22 protein-coding genes and 2 tRNA genes are annotated in these 24,394 nt (G+C 65.4%); 10 read left to right on the top strand and 14 right to left on the bottom strand.

The genetic code is table 11. The features are described 5' to 3' along the window. Nucleotides 1-3 precede the first annotated feature (3 nt). From ACZ46K_RS16355 to ACZ46K_RS16345, 3 genes are read right to left on the bottom strand one after another with little or no spacing between them, the layout of a single operon-like run. Complete coding sequence (locus tag ACZ46K_RS16355; protein ID WP_464743608.1) at nt 4-1,716, bottom strand: ABC transporter ATP-binding protein; 1,713 nt, start codon at nt 1,714-1,716, stop codon at nt 4-6. Beyond that, complete coding sequence (locus ACZ46K_RS16350) at nt 1,713-3,536, bottom strand: ABC transporter ATP-binding protein (RefSeq protein WP_464743606.1); 1,824 nt, start codon at nt 3,534-3,536, stop codon at nt 1,713-1,715. Before ACZ46K_RS16350 ends, ACZ46K_RS16355 begins: the two co-directional genes overlap by 4 nt. Then, complete coding sequence (locus ACZ46K_RS16345; protein ID WP_464743604.1) at nt 3,533-4,525, bottom strand: alpha/beta hydrolase; 993 nt, start codon at nt 4,523-4,525, stop codon at nt 3,533-3,535. The genes ACZ46K_RS16350 and ACZ46K_RS16345 overlap by 4 nt, the downstream gene beginning before the upstream one ends. A gap of 76 nt (nt 4,526-4,601) precedes the next feature. Between ACZ46K_RS16345 and ACZ46K_RS16340 the strand changes: the two genes are divergently transcribed. Further along, nucleotides 4,602-5,174, top strand: coding sequence for a TetR/AcrR family transcriptional regulator (locus ACZ46K_RS16340; protein ID WP_464743602.1), 573 nt, complete (start codon nt 4,602-4,604; stop codon nt 5,172-5,174). Here ACZ46K_RS16340 and ACZ46K_RS16335 read toward each other — a convergent pair. Next, complete coding sequence (locus tag ACZ46K_RS16335) at nt 5,155-5,622, bottom strand: hypothetical protein (RefSeq protein WP_464743600.1); 468 nt, start codon at nt 5,620-5,622, stop codon at nt 5,155-5,157. The two genes, ACZ46K_RS16340 and ACZ46K_RS16335, sit on opposite strands and share 20 nt — an antisense overlap. A 21-nt stretch (nt 5,623-5,643) precedes the next feature. Here ACZ46K_RS16335 and ACZ46K_RS16330 point away from each other — a divergent pair, with 21 nt between their 5' ends. Continuing rightward, nucleotides 5,644-6,075: an alpha/beta hydrolase gene (locus tag ACZ46K_RS16330; RefSeq protein WP_464743598.1), complete on the top strand. Its 432-nt coding sequence runs from the start codon at nt 5,644-5,646 to the stop codon at nt 6,073-6,075. A gap of 33 nt (nt 6,076-6,108) precedes the next feature. Continuing rightward, the gene (locus tag ACZ46K_RS16325; protein WP_054806879.1) at nt 6,109-6,735 is read left to right on the top strand and encodes a TetR family transcriptional regulator; all 627 of its coding nucleotides are present in this window, start codon (nt 6,109-6,111) and stop codon (nt 6,733-6,735) included. 15 nt (nt 6,736-6,750) lie between these two features. Here the strand turns inward: ACZ46K_RS16325 and ACZ46K_RS16320 are convergent, their stop codons facing one another. From ACZ46K_RS16320 to ACZ46K_RS16310, 3 genes are read right to left on the bottom strand one after another with little or no spacing between them, the layout of a single operon-like run. After that, nucleotides 6,751-7,713: a cyclase family protein gene (locus ACZ46K_RS16320; protein ID WP_054809886.1), complete on the bottom strand. Its 963-nt coding sequence runs from the start codon at nt 7,711-7,713 to the stop codon at nt 6,751-6,753. 58 nt (nt 7,714-7,771) lie between these two features. Continuing rightward, nucleotides 7,772-8,587, bottom strand: a complete 816-nt coding sequence (locus tag ACZ46K_RS16315) for an alpha/beta hydrolase fold domain-containing protein (protein ID WP_054809887.1) — start codon at nt 8,585-8,587, stop codon at nt 7,772-7,774. A gap of 23 nt (nt 8,588-8,610) precedes the next feature. Beyond that, the gene (locus tag ACZ46K_RS16310; protein ID WP_464743596.1) at nt 8,611-9,507 is read right to left on the bottom strand and encodes an IclR family transcriptional regulator; all 897 of its coding nucleotides are present in this window, start codon (nt 9,505-9,507) and stop codon (nt 8,611-8,613) included. A 101-nt stretch (nt 9,508-9,608) separates the two neighbouring features. On the opposite strand from ACZ46K_RS16310, the gene ACZ46K_RS16305 reads away from it, so the two are divergent. The 5 genes from ACZ46K_RS16305 (at nt 9,609) to ACZ46K_RS16285 (ending at nt 15,728) form a co-directional block, all read left to right on the top strand. Further along, nucleotides 9,609-11,579 carry a flavin-containing monooxygenase gene (locus tag ACZ46K_RS16305; RefSeq protein ID WP_054809889.1) on the top strand — a complete coding sequence of 657 codons (1,971 nt, stop codon included), beginning with the start codon at nt 9,609-9,611 and terminating at the stop codon, nt 11,577-11,579. Nucleotides 11,580-11,614: 35 nt separating this feature from the next. Further along, nucleotides 11,615-12,442, top strand: coding sequence for an SDR family NAD(P)-dependent oxidoreductase (locus tag ACZ46K_RS16300; RefSeq protein WP_464743594.1), 828 nt, complete (start codon nt 11,615-11,617; stop codon nt 12,440-12,442). Nucleotides 12,443-12,449: 7 nt separating this feature from the next. Next, entirely contained in the window at nt 12,450-13,259 is an 810-nt protein-coding gene (locus ACZ46K_RS16295; protein WP_464743592.1) for an SDR family NAD(P)-dependent oxidoreductase, read from the top strand. A 52-nt stretch (nt 13,260-13,311) separates the two neighbouring features. Beyond that, on the top strand, nt 13,312-14,082 hold the full coding sequence (locus ACZ46K_RS16290; protein ID WP_054810277.1) for an SDR family NAD(P)-dependent oxidoreductase: 771 nt from the start codon (nt 13,312-13,314) through the stop codon (nt 14,080-14,082). Nucleotides 14,083-14,147: 65 nt separating this feature from the next. Next, nucleotides 14,148-15,728: an ABC transporter substrate-binding protein gene (locus ACZ46K_RS16285; protein WP_464743590.1), complete on the top strand. Its 1,581-nt coding sequence runs from the start codon at nt 14,148-14,150 to the stop codon at nt 15,726-15,728. Between the two features lie 7 nt (nt 15,729-15,735). On the opposite strand, the gene ACZ46K_RS16280 is transcribed toward ACZ46K_RS16285, so the two are convergent. The 4 genes from ACZ46K_RS16280 to ACZ46K_RS16265 form a co-directional block, all read right to left on the bottom strand. After that, nucleotides 15,736-16,695, bottom strand: coding sequence for an endonuclease/exonuclease/phosphatase family protein (locus tag ACZ46K_RS16280; protein ID WP_464749350.1), 960 nt, complete (start codon nt 16,693-16,695; stop codon nt 15,736-15,738). A gap of 104 nt (nt 16,696-16,799) precedes the next feature. Then, the gene (locus ACZ46K_RS16275) at nt 16,800-17,297 is read right to left on the bottom strand and encodes a DUF4274 domain-containing protein (protein WP_054807161.1); all 498 of its coding nucleotides are present in this window, start codon (nt 17,295-17,297) and stop codon (nt 16,800-16,802) included. Between the two features lie 133 nt (nt 17,298-17,430). Then, nucleotides 17,431-17,504: transfer RNA gene (locus ACZ46K_RS16270), tRNA-Ile, on the bottom strand. A 271-nt stretch (nt 17,505-17,775) separates the two neighbouring features. After that, nucleotides 17,776-17,848: transfer RNA gene (locus tag ACZ46K_RS16265), tRNA-Asn, on the bottom strand. 148 nt (nt 17,849-17,996) lie between these two features. Here ACZ46K_RS16265 and ACZ46K_RS16260 point away from each other — a divergent pair. Further along, entirely contained in the window at nt 17,997-18,242 is a 246-nt protein-coding gene (locus ACZ46K_RS16260; RefSeq protein ID WP_054807162.1) for a hypothetical protein, read from the top strand. A 2-nt stretch (nt 18,243-18,244) separates the two neighbouring features. On the opposite strand, the gene dnaG is transcribed toward ACZ46K_RS16260, so the two are convergent. Genes dnaG through ACZ46K_RS16245 form a run of 3 tightly spaced genes read right to left on the bottom strand, consistent with a single transcriptional unit; the run spans nt 18,245 to nt 22,176 of the window. Next, nucleotides 18,245-20,164 carry a DNA primase gene (gene dnaG / locus ACZ46K_RS16255; protein ID WP_464743588.1) on the bottom strand — a complete coding sequence of 640 codons (1,920 nt, stop codon included), beginning with the start codon at nt 20,162-20,164 and terminating at the stop codon, nt 18,245-18,247. Nucleotides 20,165-20,212: 48 nt separating this feature from the next. Further along, nucleotides 20,213-21,484, bottom strand: coding sequence for a deoxyguanosinetriphosphate triphosphohydrolase (locus ACZ46K_RS16250; protein ID WP_464749348.1), 1,272 nt, complete (start codon nt 21,482-21,484; stop codon nt 20,213-20,215). Nucleotides 21,485-21,513: 29 nt separating this feature from the next. Next, nucleotides 21,514-22,176 (bottom strand): YdcF family protein, encoded by a 663-nt coding sequence (locus ACZ46K_RS16245; RefSeq protein ID WP_464749346.1) that lies wholly within the window; start codon nt 22,174-22,176, stop codon nt 21,514-21,516. Between the two features lie 106 nt (nt 22,177-22,282). On the opposite strand from ACZ46K_RS16245, the gene ACZ46K_RS16240 reads away from it, so the two are divergent. Further along, a complete protein-coding gene (locus tag ACZ46K_RS16240) occupies nt 22,283-24,289 on the top strand; it encodes a TPM domain-containing protein (protein ID WP_464743586.1) in 2,007 nt (668 codons plus the stop codon). The last annotated feature ends 105 nt before the right edge of the window (nt 24,290-24,394 follow it).

The raw sequence follows: 24,394 nt of genomic DNA, 5'->3' as shown, positions 1-24,394 counted from the left end.
TCATCACTGTGGTCGTCCGGCGAGCGCAGTGTTCCAGAACTTCGCGTAACGATCCTCGCGCCGAAGCAGTTCGTCGTGGGTGCCCTCCTCTTCGATTCGTCCGCCGTCGAGGAAGACGATGTGGTCGGCGTCTCGGACGGTCCGCAGCCGGTGCGCGACCATCACCACCGTCCTGTCCGTCATCAGTCGCTCGACACCTTCCAGGACAGCGGCCTCATTCACCGGGTCCAGCGCGGATGTCACTTCGTCCAGCAACACGATGGGGGCATCCTTCAGCAGAGCACGCGCAATCGAAACGCGCTGGCGCTCGCCACCGGACAACTGTGCACCGCCCTCGCCGACCTTCGTCGCCCACCCTTCGGGAAGTCGCTCGACGACTTCGTCCAGTCGGGCAGCGGTCGCTGCTGCGCGCACATCGTCGCCACTCGCATCGGAGCGACCGAGAAGTACGTTCTCCTCGATCGTCCCGTCGAAGAGATACACATCCTGGAAGACGATGGCGATCTTCGACATCAATTCCTCGGTGGCCATGTCCCGCACGTCCACGCCTCCAAGACGCACCGTACCCCCCTCGACATCGTAGAACCGTGCGATCAGGTGCAGCATCGTGCTCTTTCCGGCGCCCGACGGCCCGACGATCGCGAGCCGGCGGCCTTCCGGCACGGACACGGACACTCCGTCGAGCACCGTTCGGTCATCGTGCCCGAAGGTGACGGACTCGAAGGAGATCCCGTGTCCGGTCGCGCTGATGGGGTTGCTCGGTTCGGGCAGCGGCGCGGTGCGGAGGACCGCGTCCAGACGCGTCAGTTCGACTCGGGCGCTGCGCACGCTGCCGCCGAGTTCGGCCAGCGACAGCAGCGGGTCCGCGCACCGGGCGGCGAGCACCAGTATCGCCAGAACCTCTGGCGCACCGATCTTTCCGCCGAGCGCGAGGTTGGCACCGAGCGCCAGTAGCACGGTGAAGACCGATTGCACCGTGAGGGCCGATCCGACGACCCCGGGTAGCGCCGACAACGTCGACCGGCGGGACGCGCGTTGCACTTCGCTCAGGGAGTCGTCCAGTGCTCGGAATCCTTCGGCGGTCCGCCCGCCGGCACGCAGGACCGGCTGAGCCTGGAGGTATTCGATGACCCGTGCCGTTGCCTCCTTGTCCCGCTGGTGACGCTGCGCATCGGTGGTGGCCGTCCCACGTCCCGTCCAGATCTGGACGAACACCACCAATGGGACTCCTGCCAACGCAGCGAGCCCGAGCTGCCAATCGAAGGCAAGCATGACGACCACGATCGTCAGGGGCGTCACCGAAGCGAAGATGAGCGGTGCCAGAAGATGTGCGAGCACGCTCATCACATCGAGGACGCCACGGCTTGCCATGACAGACACGTCACCGACACGGTCGGCGCTGTACCAGCCGAGGGGCAGTCGGGCGAGGTGCTCACCGAGACGGTGGTACATGCCCCGCAGCATCGCAGTTCCCACCTGGAAACCGGAGAGATCGCTGCGATAGCGCAGCACCGCGTAGACGGCAACGGCAGCACCGAACGCGATCAGCCACTGCCACGCACTCCGGGGATCGCTCCCGAACAGCGCCCGCAGCATCGGGACCAGCAGAGCGTAGGACAGGCCCTCGGCGATCGCAGTCACCACCATCAGCGCAATCGTGCGGCGCACAGGACGTGCGTAGTTCTCCCCCAACACGCGCAACAGCATGGGAATCATCGGAATTCGCCTCCTCGACGTACGTCGCTTTGCGCAAGTGCGGCGCGGTGAATATTCCAGAACTTCGCGAACCGACCGCTCCGCGTCAACAGATCCGCAGGGCTTCCCTCCTCGACGATCGATCCCCCATCGAGCACAATGACGGTGTCCGCGTCTGCGACCGTCTCGAGGCGATGGGCGATCACCAGAATTGTCGTGTCCCCCTGCAGGTCGGCCAGGGCACGTCGGACAGCGCGCTCGGTCTGGGGATCGGCAAAGGCCGTCGCCTCGTCCAGCACCAGGACAGGCGTGTCTGCGAGCAGTGCGCGAGCAATCGAAATCCGCTGCGCCTCACCTCCGGACAGCGTCGCGTCCTCACCGACCACCGACTCGTATCCACGAGGCAGCGCGAGGATTCGCTCGTGGATGTTCGCCGCACGCGCGGCACGGACCACCTCATCACGATCGGCAGTCGGTACTGCGAGCGTAATGTTGTCTGCAATCGACATGTGTAGCAGCCGAACGTCCTGGAAGACGAACGACACCTTTCGGTAGAGTTCCCGGCTGCCGATCTCCCGCAGATCGACACCACCGAGCAGCACCGCGCCGTGAGTCGGGTCGAAGAGCCGGGGAAGCAACTGGACCAGCGTCGACTTTCCCCCACCCGACGGGCCGACGATCGCGGTGACCGTCCCGGGTTCGAGTGTCAGGTCGATTCCGCGCAGGACCTCGCGCCCCGGTTCGTAGCCGAAACGGACGTCTCGCAGTTCCACTCGGTGGCCGTGCGGGGTGATCGGCCGCGTGGGTTCCGACAGCGGCGGGGTGGCGAGGACATCACGTATCCGCTCGACGGCTCGGCCGGCAGCTCGGATGTCGTCGAAACCGTGGCCCAGGGCCGCCACCGGCGCAGTCAGTCCGATTCCGAGGAGCAGGAAGGGCAAGAGGTCGGCCGGGTCCATTCCTCCGTTCGTGATCAGCGCTGCGCCGCCGCTCAGTACGACCAGCAGCACGAACGGTGGAGACAACACCGTTTGCATCCCCGCGGCGACCCGGGCGAGTCCCCGCACCATACTGAGGAATATGTCGGCGAATCCGTCTGCGGCAGTGATAAATCGGCGATGAGCGCGCCCCCCTCCACCGAAGGCCTTGACCACCGAGATGCCCTGCACGAACTCGACGACCGTGTTCGAGATCCGTCCCATCGCCGCATCGAATGCTTGTTGCTCGGCCAACCGCGCGGAAGTCATCATCAGCGGGACGAGCGCCACCGCCAGCACCACCGGAATCAGGGTGATCAAGGTGAGCCGCCAGTCGACGGTGAACAGGTAGATCAGCGAGACCAGCGGCACCACGAAGGCGGAGACGAGCTCGCCGGGAGTGTGAGCGATGAACGGGTGCACTGTGCTCACATCGTCGCCGACCACCTTCGCCAGCTCGCCGGTCCGGCGCCCGGAGAACCAGCCGAGCGGCACGCGTCCCAACCGTGCGGCCAGCAGGCGGCGCAACGCCAGTTGGACCTGCCCGTCGAGCAGATGCGCGACCCCCGACGCCGCACCGGTGAACAGGAGACGCACGAACAATCCGACCGCGCCCACGATCACGGCCATCCAGACGCGACCGTGGTCGATGGGGCCGGGAGCCAGGAGCGCTCGGCCCAGTTCGACGACTGCCAACAGCGGCACGAGACCCGCGACGGCACCGATGACCTGGAGGAGGACGACGGCCGCAAAACGACCTCGATACGGGCGCAGTAGCGTTGCGACGGACCGTTCTGCCATGCGCCCCTCACCTTCCGAGGGAGTCGATTCTCGCTGCGTCCGAGCCAGATCGGTGGCGGTCATGCGAATGCACCTCGGAGGAATTCGCAGATCTCTGCACGTGCCGCCTTCGCGTGCGGCACCACACCCGGCATGCTGAGGAACGCGTGCGTTGCACCGGAATACTCGGTGAGGCGCACAGAAGTCCCGGCAATCCCGAGACGCTCCGCGTACCGGCGACCGTGGTCGGCCACCGGGTCGATGGTCGGCACCACAATAAGGGCAGGCGCGAGCCCACTCAGGTCGTCGGTGTACACGGGCGAGAGCTCACGAGGGTCCATTCCCGGCGGGATGGCGAACCGCAACAGCAGCTGCATCTGCTGCCGAGTGAGGGTCGGACTGTCGGCGTGGCGGTGCATCGAGGCGTACTCGAGTCCTGCAGGTGTCAGATCGACTGCCGGGTTGACCAGCACCTGCCCCCGCAGCGTCCGACCGGCTTCCCTCGCGCGAATCGCGGCGAGAGCGACAATCAATGCGCCGGTGCTCTCTCCGACAACTGCGACACGGTCCGGGTCGATACCCCAGTCCGCATGGTTGGCTGCCACATGCCGCAACGCATCCCAGCCGTCGTCGACGGCAGCGGACAGTGCAGTGTGGTGGGAGAGCAGGCGGTGTTCGACCGAGACGACAACCGCAGGCACCTGTGCCGCGAAGTAACTGTTCGACCAGTCGCATTGCGCCGCGGTACCCACGAATCCGCCGCCATGCACGTGGAGCACGAGCGGCAGATCGGACAAACTGCCGGTGCTACCGGCGGGTTCTCGTGAGGGCCGGTACACCCGGACACGCAGCGCACGGTCCGGCAGTTCCCCCTCATGCCACCGAATGTCGACGCTGCGATCGGGAAATCCGGTGATGAGCCGCGCCACACGAGACGACCGCTTCTTGTTCACCGCAGCTTGCAGCGCAGCCAGTTCTTCGAATGTGATCGTCGACAGATCCGGATCGCCGCCCAGGGCGTTCAACACTCGAATCCCCAACGGCGGGCGAGCTGTTTCGATGAGCTCGTTCATGCTTCCTCCTGGAGCGAGTCAATTTCGATACCCCAAGTATCGATACTGATAGTAGCGTAATTGGTATCGTGCACACATGGCTCCCGCTAACGAATCACCCCGAGCGCCCGGCCGCCCTCGGGCCGGCGTCAACGCCGCAGTATTTGCCGCAACGCTGACGTGTGTCGACCAGCTCGGCTACGCCCGTGCCACCGTCGACCGGATCGCCATCGAGGCAGGTATCGCGAAAACGACGATCTACCGTCGATGGCCCTCGAAGGGCGCACTCATCGTGGATTGCCTCCTGGATGCGTTCGGACCGGCACCACTCGAGGGTGCAGACCGAGCCGAAGTCATGTCGTCATCCATCCACTGGATTGCCCACAAGATTGCCGAACCCGGGGTCGGCGATGCGTTCGCCGGCGTGTTCAGCGATGCCGTCAGCGACCCTGACCTACGCAAGATTCTGTCTACGAAATTTCAGGACCCCTACCGGGTCGCACTACAGGAGGCCCTCGGCGAGCCGGAGGAGCGCGTCCTGTTCTACATCGACACGGTCGTCGGGACACTGCTCCACCGACTGGGCATGACCGGGCGGCCGATGGACGGCGCAGACGTCACCGCGCTGATCGACATGGTTCTGGCACACTTCACCGCAGAGGCGCCTTGACCCACGCGGCAAGGAGCGCGGTGACTCCAGGGAACAGCGGAATGACCAACAGCGCCGATCCCAGCCACAGCGGGACAATCCGGTCGTAGGCCTCTCCGGACGCTCCCGCATCGATGGCCAGCACACTCATACCGAGGACGAACAGGGTCGTCACGCTCGCTCGCACCCAACGTTCCCGCTTCGCGCACCACAGCGCACCCAGCCAGCCCACCAGGCCCAGCACGCCGACGACTACCAGGTAAACGACGATCGCATTGCGGTCGAGCCGCACGTCGTCCGCACCCCACTCGGGATACGCGCTCTCCACATTCCGAGCAATGGACCCGAACACCCACAGATCCAGCAACGGCAACGCGATGCACACCAACTGAAGGCCGACACCGATCCACAGTGCCTGCATCACATTCGTCCAGCGATTCTCCCTACGAACCTCGGTCGTGGTACTCATCCAACCCCTCCCTTACGGTGTATGACTTACGCGACGGTAGTCTTACGCCGTAAGAGGAGTCAAGAGGACGCCCCTGTCGAGAACCGATGGGGGCCGGCCGGCGATCCCCGTTGGGCAGAACACGACGCCTACCTCAACTCTGAGGGTGTAGGCGGCAAGGCTCTCTACCTCACGAGCCGCGAGCGAGTCGTTCACCACACCCAGATCGTGGCCGGCGGAGCCATCGAGGCAGCGGCCCAGATCTGCACCACTCAGTTGGTGGATCACCTCGACCGGCCGGGCATCCCGGTGACCGCAGATCTCGGATCTTCCGGCACGCACTCCTGGAGGTACTGGGAGGATGACCTCCGCAACTCATGGCCGACGCTCGCCGCATCGATGGGTCTCGAAATCAGACACCGATCAGGAACCACGAGCACTGCCAGCGCAGCATCACCCGGACCGACGCGATAGCCTTGCGCCGTCAGTGAAGTCGAGGAGGATGCGGTGAGCGAACCCCGCGCGCAGGGCAAACACGCAGGATTGACCCGGGAGCAGGTGCTACGCGCGGCTGTGGGCTTGGTCGACCGGCACGGCGCCGCCGCACTGTCGATGCGCAAGCTGGCAAGCGAACTCGACGTCGAAGCCATGACGCTGTACCACCATGTGAAGAACAAGCAGGCCCTCGAAGATGCCCTCGTCGAGCACGTCCTGACGGAATCGCTGTCCCACACGGCGACCTTCACTTCATGGCACGAGGCGCTTCGCAGCTACGCCTGCAACCTGCACCGCGGGCTCGAGGCACATCCCGGCACGGTCATCCTGTTCGCATCGAGACCCGGTCTGACCGAGCAGAATTCGGCGGCCATCGAACGGCTGTTGCAGATGCTGGTGGACGCCGGATTCGACCCCGACGTCGGACTGCGGATCATCTACGCAGTCGCAAGCATGATCATCGGGCAGCATCTAGCACGCCCGGTCGACGAAATCGGCGAACTCGACGACCACCTCCCGGCCGGCGAATTCCCCCGCTTCAGGGAGGCACTCCGATCCGGCGTCCCGAGCATCGAGTCACGCGTGTCGCTCGCGGTGGATGCGCTGATCATCGGCTTCGACGCGATACGCCGAACCTGACCGACGAACGACCAGTTACTTGACCGCGATCGGATTGAGCGGAGACCCGACTCCGCCCGGGATGTTGAGCGGGCACGCGACGAACATGCACTCATACACGCCGTCAGCGGCACAGTCCTCGGCGAGGTCCTCGAAGTCGAACATCTCACCGAGGAGCAGCCCCATGTCACGGAGCGCGAGCATGTGGAACGGAATCATCGGCCCATCGGGGTTCGCGCCGAGTACCTCGACGGCCAGGTTGTCTGCGCACACGGCCGCGATTCCGCGGTCGCGGATCCACCGGGCGCACTCCCACGTGATCCCCGGCGATCCGCTGAGTCCGACATCCGCACCGCGCCGATGTTGAGGATAGGTACCCGTGCGCAACAGCAGGATGTCGCCCTCGGACAACGTAATTCGCGCTTCGTCCAGCACAGCGTCAAGGATGTCCGGCGTAATCCGGGTTCCGGGCACAAGGTAGTCGACGCCGAGATGGCGCGGCACATCGACGAGGACCCCGCGAGACACGACCCCCGACACCAGATTCTGAATCGAGCAGCGTTCCGCACCCCAGGCCGTGACGGCCGTGTCGTGATGGAAACCGTTGTAGAGCAGGTCGTCGTACCAGACGTGCGCCAGTGCGTCGAAGTGCGTCGTCGAATGGGTCCCGAGGATCAGCATGTCCTCCGACGAACACACCTCGAGGACTTGCCCTTTCGGCATGTCGCCGCGATATCGAGTCATGGTGTGGATCGGATTGAAGCGCCCGCTGGTCCGGATGTCGTGCGGTCCGTGCTCGTCGGCGGGCATCGACAACGAGAACGACCTCCCGCCCCGGACGGTCGCGGCGGCCTCTTGAACCTTCGCCGGCGTGAGGAGGTTGAGCGTGCCACGCTGGTCTCCGTCGCCCCAGCGACCCCAGTTGCTCAGCTCGCGCCCGACTTCGCGAACCCCGTCCATGTCGATCGTCGCCAACTCGGCCTCCTCGTCATTCCGCACCAGAATTCAGATCCAGCACTAGGAGAACATAATTCTCCTAGTGACCGGAGGCAACCCTTCAGTGCCGCGGATTCGAGCCGAACAGCTCGTCGAGTTGCTCAGCCATGTACGAAATCGCCAGTTCCGAGTCCGGGGTCGCCGGGTAGGACAGATTCCAGATGTGCGGCACACCTTCGTGCACCTTCACCCGTACATCGACCCCTGCATCCTCCGCCGTCCGTGCCAGCAGCAGCGCGTCGTCCCTCAGGACCTCGGAATCACTGCACTGCACGACAAGCCTCGGTTGACCCGTCCAGTCTCCGAGTACCGGAGAAACCATCGGGTCTGCCGCGGGATGGCCCGCCAGGTATGCGGCTGCCGCCTCGGTCGCCTGTTCGAGCGAGAACCGCTCGTCGGTGTGTTCGTTCTGGCGGAAGCTTCCCGCGATGTTACGCAGATCAGCCCACGGCGAGAAGAGAAATGCGCCGGCGGGTCCCGAGATCTCGAGCTGCCGCAGACGCAGCAACAGCCCGGCAGCGAGCCCCCCACCTGCAGAATCACCCCACAGTGCGAGGCGATCGCCGGGGATCATTCCCGCCACCCACCGGTACGCCATGACCGCGTCGTCCATGGCTCCCGGGAACGCGCACTCACCGGACAACCGGTAGCCCACCGCGAATACCTGAGTCTCACACGCCGCCGCAATCCGGGCGACGCTGTCGACGAACATCTGCGGCGAGCCCTTCCGGTAGCCGCCGCCGTGGAAGTGCAACAGTGCCGCATCCTGGCGCGCGCCGACGGGCCGCACCCGCAGAATCGGCACAGGCGCACAGTCGAGTGCCTCGATCTCGACGTCGAGGCGCTCGCCCGTCGAAGGAAGTTCCGTGTCGGTCATATCCGTCCTCGTCGTGGAATCGGTCAGAGCGGCTCGGCCCAGTCATGATTCGGCGCACGGCCTCCGATCTGCCGAGTCAGCAACTGAGCCGAAGCAATCACAGGTTGGGCGGCAGCGTGGATCGACCTGCCTTCGATCTGGCCGAGATGAAGGAGCGTGAGGCAGAACGCAACGCGCCCATCGGGATCGAACACCGGGACTGCAATGTTTCCTATGTTGTACACGGCGTCCGGTTCGAATTCCAACACCGCGTAGTCGGGCAGCTGCTGGAAGAACTGCTGCAGCAGCGATTCTCGCAGGTCGCGGTCATTGGGACGTTCTGCGAGCTTCTGCGACACCGAGGGACGATCGGGACGCAGGTCGTCGAGGCCGATCGAGTATCCCCGCTTCCGCACCACCGAACCGTAGGTGCGGAGATAGACGGCCACACGCTCTTGCAGATCCTCGGGCAGTTCGGCGATCCATTCGCGCCCCTCGGCCGGCGGCATCCACGCCAGAAACGGCTGCCCGATCGGCGGCTGAAGCGGTATGCGCTGGCCCGGCGCGAGCTCGACCGATCGACCCGTCGGCTTTCCTTCCACCGAAATGCAGAGCACATCCCGGCCCACCTGGACAGTGCCCGTGCATTCGAGTCCCGTGGATTCGGCCAGATTGACCATCTCGACGCGCGCGAGCTCGATGACGGGGTGCGCATCGACCGAGGCATGGCCGACTGCCGCAGCGGCAGGACCGAGTGTGTAGGTCTTGTGACGCGGGTGCCGCGAGACATAGCCCTCGTCGTTCATCACTTTGAGCACCGCAAACATCGATCCGGGACTCACATCCAGAGCTCGGGACAGCTCACTCAGAGTGAACGTGCCCCGCTGATTCGCGGTCAGAAAATCCAGCACCTGAAGTGCGCGCCGCGCCGAGAGAGCCATCCACATCCTTTTCTTGAAGATCGTTGACGCCGGTAACAGCTGACGCTAGCGTAATCCACCAAGTCCTGAAACAGTTTTCGAAATACTGAAAAGAGACTCAGATGGCACAAAAGTCGTTCATTCGGCGCGCTCTGGCCAGTTCGAATCTCCACGCCCTGCGGTTGGCGTTGCTCCATGCCACCGGAGACCCCGCCCTCGCGGCGATGAAACTCGAACTCGTCCCGATCCGCAGCGGCGCCGCGTTCGAGATGACGATCGCCGAGGAATCCCACGAAGAGCTCCTCCGAAAAGCCGAGGAATTCGTGGCAACGGAAGCTGCCACGTATATCCCCCGGAGCCTGGACGAGAACCGAGTACGCACGATGATGGAGATCGCGCTCGGCCAAGAACTCACAGACGAGGAGTTCGTCGTCGCACGGACGATGCCTGCCCTGGAGGAGTTTCCGGTTTTCTCGCAGTGGTCCCGTGAACGTCCCCGCCGCGCGGACGATTTCCGCGTCGTCATCATCGGGGCAGGGCTCTGCGGCGTCGCGATGGGTGTACAGCTCGAGCAACTCGGAATCTCGTATGTGATCTACGAACGACGTGCGGATGTCGGGGGAACCTGGGCCATCAACACCTACCCGGACGCGCGCGTCGATACGGCCAGCACCACGTACGAATACAGCTTCATGAAGAACTACCCCTGGTCCGAGCAGTTCGCGCGCCAACCCGAGGTGCGCCACTACATCGAGACGGTCGCGAAGAAGTACGGCGTATACGACCACATCCGGTTCGAGCACGAGGTGCAGGCGGCCGAGTTCGATGAGCACTCGTCCTTGTGGTCGCTACGCGTTGCTGACGCGTCCGGAGCGACCGAGACCGTGACCTGCAACTTCGCCGTCACCGCGACCGGACTCTTCTCGACCCCGAAGAAGTTGGACACAGAAGGGATCGACAGCTTCACAGGCGAAGTGCTCCACACGACGGGGTGGACCGAGCGGCACACCGTGAAAGGTAAGACCGCGGCCATCATCGGCAACGGCTCCACCGGTGTCCAGTTGCTGGCCCGGATCGCCGAAGACGCCGACCAGGTCTACGTGTTCCAGCGGACCCCACAGTGGATCGCGCCGCGCGAAGGCTACGGTGAGCCGGTAACAGAGGAAATGCGATGGGTGCTCGACAACATTCCGCACTATTGGAACTGGGCTCGTACCACCGCACTCAAGCCGGCCGACCCCCGTGGCACCATCACGCCCGATCCTGAATGGCGCGCTGCCGGAGGCTACTTCAGCGAGAGCAACGACAAGCTACGAGAGAACCTGTCCCAGTACATCCGCAGTCAGGTCGACAATCGAGCCGACCTCGTCGAGCGACTCATCCCCAACTACACCCCTGCCGCGCGGCGTCCGGTGGTCGACAACAAGTGGTACCGATCGCTCACCCGCGACAACGTGGAGCTGGTGACGGATGGGATCACGAGGTTCACCGACACCGGTATCGTCACCGCCGACGGCACCGAGCGAGATATCGACATCGTCCTCACCGCAGTGGGCTTCGAGGTGACAAAGTGGCTCTGGCCCATAGACTTCCGCGGCCGCGACGGCGTGCACATCGAGGATCGCTGGAACATGGAAGGAGGCCCGCGCGCCTTCCAGGGCCTCGCGATTCCGGAGTTCCCGAATCTGTTCGTGCTCTACGGTCCGAACGCGCAGCCGGCCACGGGCGGTGGAATCGGGGTCGGCGGGCTTCCTGCCTGGATGGAGTCGTGGGTCGGCTACATCGCACGAGTCATGGTTGCCGTCATCGAGGGCGGGTACGGCTGCGCAGAGGTCACGGAAGCAGCGTTCTGGGAATACAACAATGCGGTCGACGACACGGCGAGCAAGATGATCTGGCTCGACCCCGCCGCAAATCCGGAGAAGAACTACTACGTCAACGAGCACGGCCGCCTGAGCACGAGCACTCCCCTGCCGGGTCTCGATCTCGGAACACGTTTCCTGACCTTCAAGCGCGACGACTTCATTCTCACCCGTGCCGGTTCTCCCGACCGCGGGTCCGACGAACGCGCCGCGTTCGTCACTGCGTCCTGACTCCGACCGTCCACTCAGAAGAGAGCTGACCACACATGATCGATCTAGGACTCGACGGCGCCCGCGCGATCGTCATCGGCGCAGGATTCGTGCCGTCACGCGCCGGACATGGACGCGGCTCCGCACTGCAACTGGCACGCGCCGGCGCCACCGTTGCCTGCGTCGACAAGAACGCCGAGCGGGCCGACCAGATCGTCCGTGAGATCACCGACGAGGGCGGCAAGGCGTTCGCGATCGTCGCCGACGTGCTCGAGTCCGATCAGGCCCGTCGCGCAGTCGACGAGGCTGCATCCCGCATGGGCGGCCTCGATGTCTGCGTCGACATCGTCGGCCAGGCCATGTGGAGCAAGGCCGCAGAGTTCTCCGACGACGACTGGAACGCGCAGCTTCTCGTCAACCTCACACAGGTGTTCTACGTCTTCAAGGCGGCCGTCCCGTACCTCGCGGCCAATGAGCAGGGCGGCTCGCTAATGGCGCTCACCTCGGTGGACGGTATCGGCTCGTCACGATTCCATGCGGCGTACGGTGCCGCGAAGGCCGGCGTCATGTCCCTCGTGAAGACCTTCGCCGACGAGTACGGCAAGGACGGTGTGCGGGTCAACTCGGTGGCGCCCGGCAATGTCGGCGGCGGCAACTGGGATCTCCCGGAGGTCCCCTTCGGGGAGGATGTCGTCAACGCCCTCGCACCACCGCGCGGCCGCGACATCGCCGACGCAGTGCTGTTCCTCGCGTCGCGCCTCTCCGCAAAGATCACGGGCCAGACCCTGGTCGTCGACGGTGGAGCGCTGGCCCTGAGCCCCTGGGGCATGAAGGAAGAACACATCGGCAGGAATGTCGCTTTCTCCAATGCCACGCAGGATTGAGAACTCCATGTCATCGATCACCACATCTACGATCACCGACGCTTTCCTCGTCACCGGCAAGGTCGCACTCGTCACCGGGGGTGGCAGCGGCATCGGCCGGGAGGCCGCGCTCGTCCTCGCCGCAGCGGGCGCGCGCGTCGTCGCCACCGATGTGAACGAGGCGGGTCTTGCAGAGACGCGCGCACGCAGCGAAGAGCAGGAAACTCCGATCGCCACGCGCACCCTGGATGTGTCCGATCCCGTAGCGGTGTCGCGCGTGGTCGACGACGCCGTCGCGGAGTACGGGCACCTCGACATCCTCGTCAACGCCGCGGGGGTCATGATCATGCGGAGCGCGCTCGACGTGACCCCTGACGAACTCGAGCGGGTTTTCCGGATCAACGTCGGCGGCACGTTCTACGCCTGCCAGGCAGCGGGCCGGGTCATGAGGCCCGGGGGAAGCATCATCAACCTCACGTCGAGCATCATCGACCGCACAAGCCCCGGACGGATCACCTACGCGATGTCGAAGGGTGCCGTCGTGCAGGCCACCCGCACCTTCGCACTGGAACTCGCCCCGGCCGGTATCCGCGTCAATTCCATCGCGCCGGGGTGGGTCGAAACAGGAATGACCGACCAGCACTGGACCGACAACGACGGCACCGTCGACCACGACAAACGTGCAGCGTATGTCGAGATGATGGCCGCGGCATCGCCGCTCGGGGTCGTCGGTACCACCCGCGACATCGCGTTGGCCGTACTTCAACTCGCTTCGGGGGCAGGGTCATTCGTCACCGGTCAGGTCGTTCGGATCAACGGTGGGTCGTTCATGGCATGAGCACCGTGCAGATCCGAGTACCTGTAGGACCCACAGATGAGGAGAGTTGGAAGTGAGCGAAAGGCTCGAAGGCAAGGTTGCAGTGGTCACGGGCGGTGCCAGCGGCATCGGCGAGGCCTCGGCACGGCGGTTCGTCGACGAGGGGGCACGTGTCGTCATCGCCGACGTCAACGATCAACTGGGTAAGAGTGTTGCCGACGAATTGGGCTCGGCCGTCCTGTTCGTCCACGCCGATGTCACCGACCAGGACGACTGGGATCACCTGCTGGCGACGACGAGCGAGCATTTCGCGCCGCTCGATGTGCTCGTCAACAACGCCGGCGGCGGACGCGGTGTCGGCAAGATCGTCGACGAGGTCTACGAGGGGCACCGAGCCATCCTCGATCTCAATCTCTCGTCGGTGTGGATGGGCACCCGTGCCGCGCTGCCCGTGATGGGCGCGCACGGTGGCGGGTCCATCGTCAACATCTCCTCGATCGATGGGCTCGTGGGTGTCGAAGGGATGACGTCGTACGCCGCATCGAAGTTCGCGGTCACCGGCCTGACCAGAACGGTGGCTTTCGAAGGTGGTCCCCACAATGTGCGCATCAACTCGGTCCACCCCGGATTCATCCGGACGCCGATGACCGCCAAGCACACCGGAGCAGTGAAGGCGCGGCTCGAATCGGCGATCCGGAAACAACCGCTCACCCGATTCGGCACACCGGAGGACATCGCAAATGCAGTCCTGTTCTTCGCTTCGGACGAGAGCTCGTACTGCACAGGCACATCCCTCGTCGTCGACGGCGGCCAGCTCGCCGGCCCGCACCGGGATCCGATGTGATCCGGACCCTCCGGCAGCACACGTCATCCACTTCGTCGCACCCCTGGCCCTACGATAGGAATCCGATGATCAGACGCAGGCGTCTCATCTCCACGGCGGTCGCCGCCGTGTGTTCAGCAACGTTGGTGCTCACCTCCTGCGGCACTCCCGAGAATCGAAGCACTTCGGGAGGCAGCGACGCCCCGTTGGGCGACCCTGTCGCCGGTGGCACCCTGCAGGCCATCCAGGGCAGGGAGCCACTCAGCCTCGATCCTTCGGACATCTCCAACGTCTGGACCCACTCCCCACTTCTGGGTAATGCCCTGTACGGCACGTTGATCACCAACAATGTCGAGACGCAGGAAATCGAGTACTCGATGGCCACCGACTTCTCGACCGCCGACGGAGGGCAGACGTTCACCCTCGAGCTGCGTCCGGGACTGCAGTTCACCGACGGAACGCCGCTCGACGCTGCCGCGGTCGAGTACAACTGGGATCGGCTGCGCGACCCGAGCAAGGGCTCGGCGTCGCTCCGTCAGGCCGAGCAGATCGCCGACGTGGAGGCCGTCGACGCGGACACGTTGAACGTGACGCTGGCGTCGCCGAACCCCACCTTCCCGAATTCCCTCCTCGTCTCCGCACTGAACTGGATCGCATCGCCGACCGCCCTCGAGAAAGGCAGGGAGGCGTTCGACAAGAATCCGGTGGGGGCAGGCCCGTTCACCCTCACCGAGTGGGCCCGTCAGGACGTCATCCAACTGGTGAAGAACCCCGAATATTGGGACGCACCCCGTCCATATCTGGACGGCATCACCCTGCGTACGGTTCCCGCCGCCGATCAACGTCTCAACACACTCTCCACGGGTGGCGCGGACCTGGCCTCGGAATCGAACTGGCTGAACCTGTCCAAGTCGGAGAGCCTGGGACTCGACACGGAGATCGTGCCGATGGGGGGCGGCCAGTACTTCGCCATGAACACCCGCCGCGCTCCGTTCGACGACGAACGCGCCAGGCGAGCCGTGAATCTGGCCGCCGACATGGAGGGCGTCAACCTTGTCGCCTTCGAAGGCAACGGCGTGGTCCCGCAGACCCTGTTCCCCGAGGGATCACCGTTCTACGAGGACATCTCGCTTCAGGAAAGCGATGCGGAAGAGGCGCAGCGTTTGTTCGACGAGTTGGCGGCGGATGGCAAGCCGCTGTCGTTCACCTTCACGACGTACTCGCTGGTCGAAGCCAGAGCGGCCGCGGAGACTCTGCAGGCCCAGCTCAGTGCGTTCGACAATGTCGAGGTCAAGGTGGAAACCCTCGACTTCGCTGCAGCGCAGACACGAGTCAACTCGCGAGATTTCGACATGACCATCTCGTCCGCGAACATCCAGGATCCGGATGGCCCACTGTGGAGTGCCTTCCACAGCAGCTCTCAGGGCAACACCTCGGGCATCGACGACGGCCGGCTCGACGCCGCACTCGAGGCGGGACGTGTCGGCATCACGATCGAAGAGCGTAAGGCCGCGTACGACGACGTTCAGCGGCGGCTGACCGAACTCGTCCCGGGAGTCTGGTTCATCCAGTCTCCTCCCGCCACCATCACGGGCGCCGACACACACGGCGTCCGGCTCTACGGCATGGGTTCTCCACTCCCCGATGGTGTGTGGATCTCGGAGTGACCCGATGTCACCGCGGCGGCCGGTCGAGCTCGATCTGCGCGACCACCGCCCGGTGATCCGATCCCGGTAGGGTCACGGTCTCCACCGACGTCGCACGTCCGCCCCCGACGAGAATGTGGTCGATGCCGACCAGCGGGGGAATCCGCTTGTCGGTCGGATAGGTGAAGAGGAAGCCCGCGCCCACCTGTTCTGCGGTGTCTCTGAGCCGGCCCGTCAGCATCGCCCGATACTGCGCATGATCGTAGGTCGCGTTGAAGTCGGCGCCGGCGACCACCGGCGCCGACGGCGGCGCAGATTCGAGTATCTCGTGCAGGCGCGACAATTCGTCGGCCCATACCTTCGTGTCGTAGACCGGCGGCACCGGATGGAACGCGTAGACCGCGACGGGTCCGGTCGCGGGGAGGTCTGCCGTCGCCGAGACCTGGTTCATCACGAAGCCGTCGTACTCGACTTCGTCGGACAACGGAAAGCGGCTCCAGATCCCGGTCCCGCCTGCACCGGGCTCCGGCGCCACGAAGTGATACGGCAATATCCGATCGAGGCCTTCGCGCGCATAGGCTTCGACCGCTTCGGGTGTCAGCTCACTCACGGTCAGCAGATCGACACGGCGCTCCTCGACTTCGGAGACCACAGTTGCCGGGTCGGCTTCACCGAAGAGAACGTTCGCCTGCATCACGGTGAGCACATCTCCCCCACCGCCGGCCGATTCCCCTACGTACCGGGGAGCCTGGATCCACACCGCGGCGACGACGACCAGCAGCGCCACCGCAGTGGCGACGCGGTACCGCAACAGCGCGAAGACCACTGCCCCGAGCACCGAACCGATCATCATGTACGAGGCCGCGGATGCCGCGAGGACAGGAAGTCGCGCCGGCGAGGTGCTGTAGTGCAGCACGACCCCGACCGCGCCGACGAGGGCCGCGAGACCCGCCAGAACTGCCGCAGCCCACCTGAACGCCGTTACCATCACACTCGACAGCAAAGCACGCGAAGATGTGAAGAGGATGTGGAGCTACCCCCGCGATTCTCGAACACGCGCCTGGTCGTGCTCGCATCGAACCGTCCTGTTGCTCAGAGCTCGGGTTGCAGGAAGGCGTCCTCGAACTCTTTCCGAGCACGCTTCGTGTGCGCTGCGCGAATCGCGCGCTGGCGTTCGGTCAGGGTCGGGTCATCAAGATTGAGGTATCCAGTATCGAAGCGGTTTCGACCGTTCGGGAAGCTCTGCTCACGGAGCCGATCCACGAGAGTGGTGCAATACGCCAGCAGCGTGCGGAAGCCGTCGGGATCGCGCTCGGCATCGCTCGCGTAAAGCTCACGGATAGCTGCATCTTCGTCGCTGTGATGGAGCTCCCCAGTATCGTCCAGTTCCCAGAACATACGAAGCGCGAGCGCCCGATCACACCGCGGGTGCTCGATCACCGCGAGGGGAACCGCAAACCCATCATCCCAGTTGTATGCGCTCATCAGCTCCCACAGCGCCAACTCATCGGGAAGGTCAGCGACCAAGCTCGGCAGGTCCTCGTGGCGAGCGCAATCATGGTCGATGATCGCGGCAACTGCGTCGCGCATGATGTTCCTTCCCTGGTCTCCCCCTGTGCGTACTTCCGCTCGACACGAGGGTCGGTGAGATGGTCGAGATAGTCGTCGGGGTCCGTGCTTCACACTCGCGGACGTCGCATGGTCGAGCATCGAACGTCAGGAGTGGGGCGGGCGGGGCTCGAACCCGCGACCAATGGATTATGAGTCCACGGCTCTAACCGACTGAGCTACCGCCCCTCTGCAACGACACGCTGCAGTACGCTCTCCGCTCCGGACAGCGCGTACGCATGGTACCCGGCGGCGGACGCGTTCCGCCGCACCGGGTCGCGACCGGCTCGGAACCTTCCTCCGCTTGCTCGGGTTTCCTCAGGTTGTCGACGCGAGGAAACCCGAGTAGCCGGAGGAAAGCTTCGAAACATCGAACTGTCTCGTACATCACACCCGAGGTGAGTCGAGTTCCGAAACGAAAGAATCCTCCCACCCGCATGGGGTGGGAGGATTCTGCGCGCTCCCCCGGCTGGACTCGAACCAGCAACCCTTCGATTAACAGTCGAATGCTCTGCCAATTGAGCTACAGGGGATTGACCTGCTGTGCTCCGCGGTTTCCCCCGGTGCGTGGAAAACCATATCGTCCCTCCCACCGCAGTACCAAATCGCCTGCATGTGGGCATGCGGAGCGTCATCGGGCAGGATGGAGAGGACGCGCACACAGGGTGGAAGGACGACACATTGATGGGATTGTTGGTCGGGGTTGCCGCGGGGTACGTACTCGGCACCCGGGCAGGCCGAGCCCGATATGAACAGATCAGCAAGACCGCCAAGGCGGTGGCCGCCAGCCCGGTCACCAAGAAGGCCATCGAGGTGGGACGTCAGAAGCTCTCGGATTCCCTGAACCCACAGCCGAAGCTCGAGCCGATGAAGCCGATCGACGAGACGACGACGATCATGATCCCGCGGGATCAGCTCAAGAAATAGCGTCAGCCGGCCAGGCCGTCGCCGCCCGCATCGCCGATGGCCTGGTCGAGCAAACTGCGCCGATATTGCTCCAACGCGACGAGGTCGCCGAGCAGCGCGTGGAATTCGTCGGACTCTGTGGCAGGCGAAATGCGTTGAAGCTTCGATTTGAGCTCCGCCACCTGCTCACCCACCCACACTTCCTGCAGTCGTGCCAGCACTCCCCCGATATAGCGGGGCAGGCGGTCCTCTTCTGCAGGGATCGGCTCGACGGCGAGCTCCGTCACCAACGAGTGGACAACCGGGTCGGTCGCTGCACGACCGACAGCATCGACCCATTCTGCGCCACCCATTCCCGAACCCACACCACCGACATGAGCGATCGCCTCACGCACAGCGGAATAGGCAGGGTCGGTGAACGTCTCGGCAGGCAACGAATCGAACACCGTGCCCGCGACACCCGGATACTGCAGCGCAGCCTTGAGCCCGTCGCGTTGTGGCCACAGTGCAGGATCACCCGGCCGTGGGCGGCGCATCGCAGACTCCTGGGACGAGGACCCTTTATCGGAGACAGCGGCCCGCCGCTTGGGCGCTGATGTCCGTCCGCCCCCACGACGCGCCTCGTCCTGCACTCGGCGGCGGACCATGGGAATGTCGTCCCAGCCCACCCAGTGCGCCAATTGCACCGCGTAGTTGTCGCGCAGCGACCGGTCCTTGATCTGCGCGACGACAGGCACACAGCGACGGAGCGCCTCGACGCGCCCTTCCGCAGTGTCGAGGTCGTGCTCGAGCAGGATCGACTTGACGACGAACTCGAACATCGGTGTGCGCCGCGCGACGAGATCGCGGACGGCGGTGTCGCCGGACGCCTGCCGAAGCTCGCACGGATCCATCCCTTCCGGGGCGATCGCGACGTAGGTCTTCGCTGCGGTCTTCTGGTCGCCCTCGAACGCCTTCATCGCCGCGGCCTGACCGGCTGCGTCACCGTCGAAGGTGTAGATGACCTCGCCGCGGAAGTAGCTGTCGTCCATGAGCAGCCGACGCAGCATCGCGAGGTGCTCGTCGCCGAACGCGGTACCGCACGAGGCGACGGCGGTTTTCACTCCCGCGAGGTGCATGGCCATGACATCCGTATAGCCCTCGACGATCACCGCCTGATGCGACTTTGCGATCTCCCGCTTCGCGAGGTCGAGACCGAACAAGACCTGAGATTTCTTGTACAGCACCGTTTCCGGCGTGTTCATGTATTTGGCGGTGATGGTGTCGTCATCGTAGAGCCGACGGGCACCGAAGCCGATGACATCGCCGGCGAGATTGCGGATCGGCCAGAGCAGCCGGCGGTGGAACCGGTCGATCGGACCGCGGCGCCCCTGCCGCGACAATCCCGCGGCCTCGAGTTCCGCGAATTCGAATCCGCGGCCGAGAAGATGTTTGGTGAGGTGATCCCAGCCCGCCGGTGCGTAGCCGCACCCGAACGTCTCTGCGGCGGCCTGGTCGAAGTTGCGCTCGGTGAGGTAGTCGCGCGCGGCCTGCGCGTCAGGACTGCGGAGCTGTTCTGCATAGAACTGCTGCGCGGCGGCGTTCGCGGCGACCAGGCGGGCGCGGGTCCCGCGATCGCGCTGGACGGACGGTCCGCCGCCCTCGTAGCTGAGGGTGTAGCCGACACGTTCGGCGAGCTGTTCGACGGCCTCCACGAAGCTGACGTGTTCGATCTTCTGGATGAACGAATAGACGTCGCCGCCCTCACCACAGCCGAAGCAGTGGAAATGCCCGTGGTTGGGGCGGACGTGGAACGACGGCGACTTCTCGTCGTGGAAGGGGCACAGTCCCTTCATCGAGTCGGCGCCGCCGCGTTTGAGGGCGACGTAGTCGCCCACGATGTCTTCGATCCGAACGCGGTCGCGAATGGCCGCGATGTCTCTGTCTGAAATTTTGCCGGCCACGCCGACGAGTCTAGGCCGTGTTCTCGACCCGTCCGGCGGCGGTGGTTGCTAGCCCCAGCTGGCCTGCGCGGCGAGGCTGTCACGGTCGATCCGCTCGAGTCGAGATTCGGTGCAGGACGCGATCTGATCGACGATCACCCGCACCTTGGCGGCATCGTCGGGCGCGGCTTCCCACTCGGCGATGAAGATCGGATCGAGGCCTACCGGCGCTGTGCGCAGCAACCACTCTGCGACGCGATGGATGCGTTCACGCTGGCCGACCTGTCTCGTTCGATGAGCGCTGTCGGACATCACGAACTGCAACGCCATGGTCTTGAGCAGCGCGACCTCGGACGCCACGAGTGGCGGGATCACCAGGTCGGTGTCGTAGCGTGTGATCGGCGCATCGCCCGTGACCTCGCGGGTACCGCTGATCGCGGCCGTCGCATAACGGCCGACGAGTTCGCTGGTGAGCCGCTTGAGCGCGACCGAGCTGGTGAGCGTGCCGTCGTAGGTTCCCACCCCGGCCACGACGGGGAGCGTGGACAGGCGTTGCGCGGCGTCCTCGAGCTCGGCCGGGTCGAGGCCGGAGAACTCTCTCATTCCCACTGCGATCAGGCCCGCCACCGAGTCGGCGTCGCCGAGGATCCTCAGGTCGATGCGACCGTCGATCACGCCGTCCTCGACGTCGTGCACCGAATAGGCGACATCGTCGGACCAGTCCATGATCTGGGCCTCGAGGCAGCGACCTCGCTCGGGCGCACCGTCACGGATCCAGGCCAATTCGTCGGCGTCGTCGTCGTAGGCACCGAACTTCGTGCCGGGAGCGGGACGGATCCAGGGGTATTTGAGCGTCGCGTCCAACGAGGTGCGCGTCAGGTTCAATCCCGCGCTGGTGCCGTCCTTGTGGAGGATCTTCGGTTCGAGGGCGGTGAGGATCCGCAGGTTCTGGGCATTACCTTCGAAACCGCCGCACGGCGCCGCGACCTCGTCGAGCGCGCGTTCACCGTTGTGCCCATAGGGCGGGTGGCCGATGTCGTGGGCAAGTCCTGCCAGATCGACGACGTCAGGGTCGGCTCCGAGCCCTTCGGCGATGCTGCGACCGATCTGACCTACTTCCATCGAGTGGGTCAGCCGGGTGCGTGGGGTGTCTCCGTCGCGGGGTCCCACCACCTGCGTCTTGTCCGCGAGGCGGCGCAGCGCCGCACAATGCTGGACCCGGGCGCGGTCGCGCGCGAATGCTGTGCGGTCGGCTGCAGCCGCTTCCGCACCCGCAAGTCCCGATCGCTTCGGCGCCTCCTCCACGCGCCGCGCGAGATCGTGTTCGCTGTATCCCGGCATCCGGCCGCCCTTCGTCGATACGACCTTCGTCACTGGTCTGCCGTGTATTCGAAATCTGCCGAGTAATGGGTGAGCTGGTACCAGATGAGCGCCCCGGTCTCCCGGGCTATGCCGTGGAGCTGCGACTCGCGTGTGAATACGGCCGGGCCCTGCCGGGTGGGCGCGGTCCATGCATCGAGCCCTGCATCGCGTGCCATGGTTCGGGTGCGCAGGCCGTGCCACGGATCACTCACCAGAACGGCGGACGACAGTCCCATCTCACTCATCTCTTCGCTGACGGCCTTGATGCTCAGGAGGGTGTCGGATCCCTCCTCGACCGCCACGATGGCATCCGCGGGCACGCCCGCCTCGATGAGGTAGTTCCTGCCGGAGGCCGCCTCGGTGAACAAGTCGCCTTCCTGCTTGCCTCCGACCGTGACGATGGTGTCGGACACGCCGTTCTCGTAGAGCTTGCGGGCCTGCTCGAGGCGCGCTTCGAACACCGGAGACGGAGTCCCCGAGTACTGCGCGGCACCGAGTACGACGATGGCGTCGGCGGTCGTCCAGTCGTCGATGCGCGCAACCTGCCACACCCGCACTGCCGTACCGCCCACCACCAGGACCGCAGCGAGGAGTAACCCGGCGATCAGACGACGGCACCACCGAGCGAGGGTGGACACCGGACTGCGCCGGTCGTCGGCCCTCGTGACCATGCCAGGGCGGCGGGATGCGGTACTCACTCCACGATTCTGCCAGTGGCCGACCGGATACCCGTGTGGACACGCGCCACCCGCACACGGAACCACTAGATTCGTCACCATGGCTCACCCATCGGCCGCGGACCGGCATCCCTCGACAGCCTCGCTCACCTTCGTCCCCGTCCTGCTCGCGGTCGCAGCGTGGTTGATGGCTCCCGCACTGGCCTCCGCCGAGCCGCCGTCGCGGCTCCCGCAACCGATCACCGACACCGCGGGTGTGCTCAGCGATGACGACACCGACCGCATCCAGGCCGCAGCAGATGCGTTGTACGACGAGCATCAGCTGCAGTTGTGGGTCACGTACGTATCGACCTTCGACGGTCAGCCGTACAGCAGCTGGGCCGAGGCCACCGCACGGGCCAGCAACTTCGGGCAGGACACCGCGTTGCTCGCGGTTGCGACCGACGATCGCGAATTCGCGTTGTGGACCCCCGACGGGTCCGAGGTCAGCGAATCCGAACGCGACCGCATCAGCTCGAACGACATCGTGCCCGAGTTGCGTGAACCCACCGACTGGGCGGGAGCCGCGGTCGCCGCCGCAGAGGGTCTCGACAATGCGCTGACGCCGTCGAGCGCACCCGTGACGACGTTGCTGGTCGGTGGCGGGGTCATCGCCGCAGGTGCGGGCGGGGTGTACCTGTACTCCCGCCGGTCGAAGAGCAAGCGCGCGGAGGCCGGGGCCGCGCAGGCCGCCCAGATCGATCCGAACGACGTCGACGGTCTGCGTTCGCTGCCGCTCGAGGGGCTCGAACTGTACGCGCAGGAAGTGCTCGTGGAGACCGACAACGCGGTCCGATCGAGTTCGGAGGCACTCGAACTGGCACGCGGCGAGTTCGGACAGTCCGCGGTGCAACCTTTCGACCGGGCGTACGAGCAGGCCCGAGCAGCGCTAGCGTCCGCGTTCGAGATCAGGCAGCGTCTCGACGACGACATCCCCGAGACCCCGCAGCAGCAGCGCGACATGCTCGTGCAGTTGATCTCGTCGTGCGGTAAGGCCGACAACGATCTCGACGCGCAGGTCGAGGCATTCGACGCCATGCGCAACCTGCTGCTCGACGCCCCGAAACGCCTCGACACGCTCACCCAGCGTGCAATCGAGCTGCGGGCACGGCTCCCCCGGTCGGAGACGATCCTCACGCAGCTTCGCAGTGAGTTCCCGGCCGGTGCGCTCGCTCCTGTTGCGGAGAACGTCGCGCTCGCACAGGAGGAAATCTCCTTCGCGGAGAAAGCGATCGACGAGGGCCGGACCGCGGTCGCGCGACCTGCCGGCGAGCAGGGCGACGCAGTGCGCGCCATCCGCGAAGCCGAAGGCGGCCTGGGACATGCGGCAACGCTCCTCGACTCCCTCGACCATGCGGCCGAGGACATCCGACGAGCCATCGCGACCCTTCCCGCAGCGATGGAGGATGCGGCGCAGGGCATCGCGGACGCTGCGCAGCTTGCAGCGGCGGGCGGCCCGGACCTCGACGAGGCGCGCAAGGCGGCGCAGGACGCGCTCGATCATGCGCGGGCCGAGCAGCACACCGACCCGCTGGGCAGTTTCACACGCGTGGTGGAAACGGATGCGCGGCTCGACGCGTTGCGCGCGCAGACCCGCGAGGCGCAGGAAGCCGCGGATCAGGCCCGCCGACGCCTCGAGCAGGATCTTGCCGCGGCACAGGCACAGGTCACCGCCGCATCGGATTTCATCGGTACGAGGCGCGGCGTGGTCGGAGCGCAGGCCCGTACCCGATTGTCGGAAGCCGAACGCCATCTGCAGGCGGCGCAGCAATTGGCGCAATCGGATCCCGCTGCCGCTATGCAGCACGCCCAGGCCGCCGCGAGCCTGGCGGCAAAGGCGTTGCGCTCGGCCCAGAACGACGTCCAGAAGTGGGACCGTCAGCAGCGCCCGCCGGGTGGCGGCTCGTCGGGCGGCAACATGACCGGCGCGATCCTCGGCGGCATCCTCATCAACAGCGTCCTGAACAGTGGCCGCGGTGGCGGTGGTTTCGGCGGAGGTTTCGGGGGTGGTGGCTTCGGCGGCGGCGGGGGTGGTGGCTTCGGCGGGTCGAGCGGTGGCCGCTTCTAGCTCCCCGTTCCACTACTCTGGGTGCGACACGCTCACCGCGTGAAGACCACTGCGATCAGGGAGGTTGATGAATATGGCCCGCCAGATGTGCCGTCCGTATGCCTT

Source organism: Rhodococcus sp. JCM 9793 (assembly GCF_055380405.1).
Note: the sequence above shows the minus strand (reverse complement) of the source record. Positions and strands in the feature narration are given on the sequence as shown.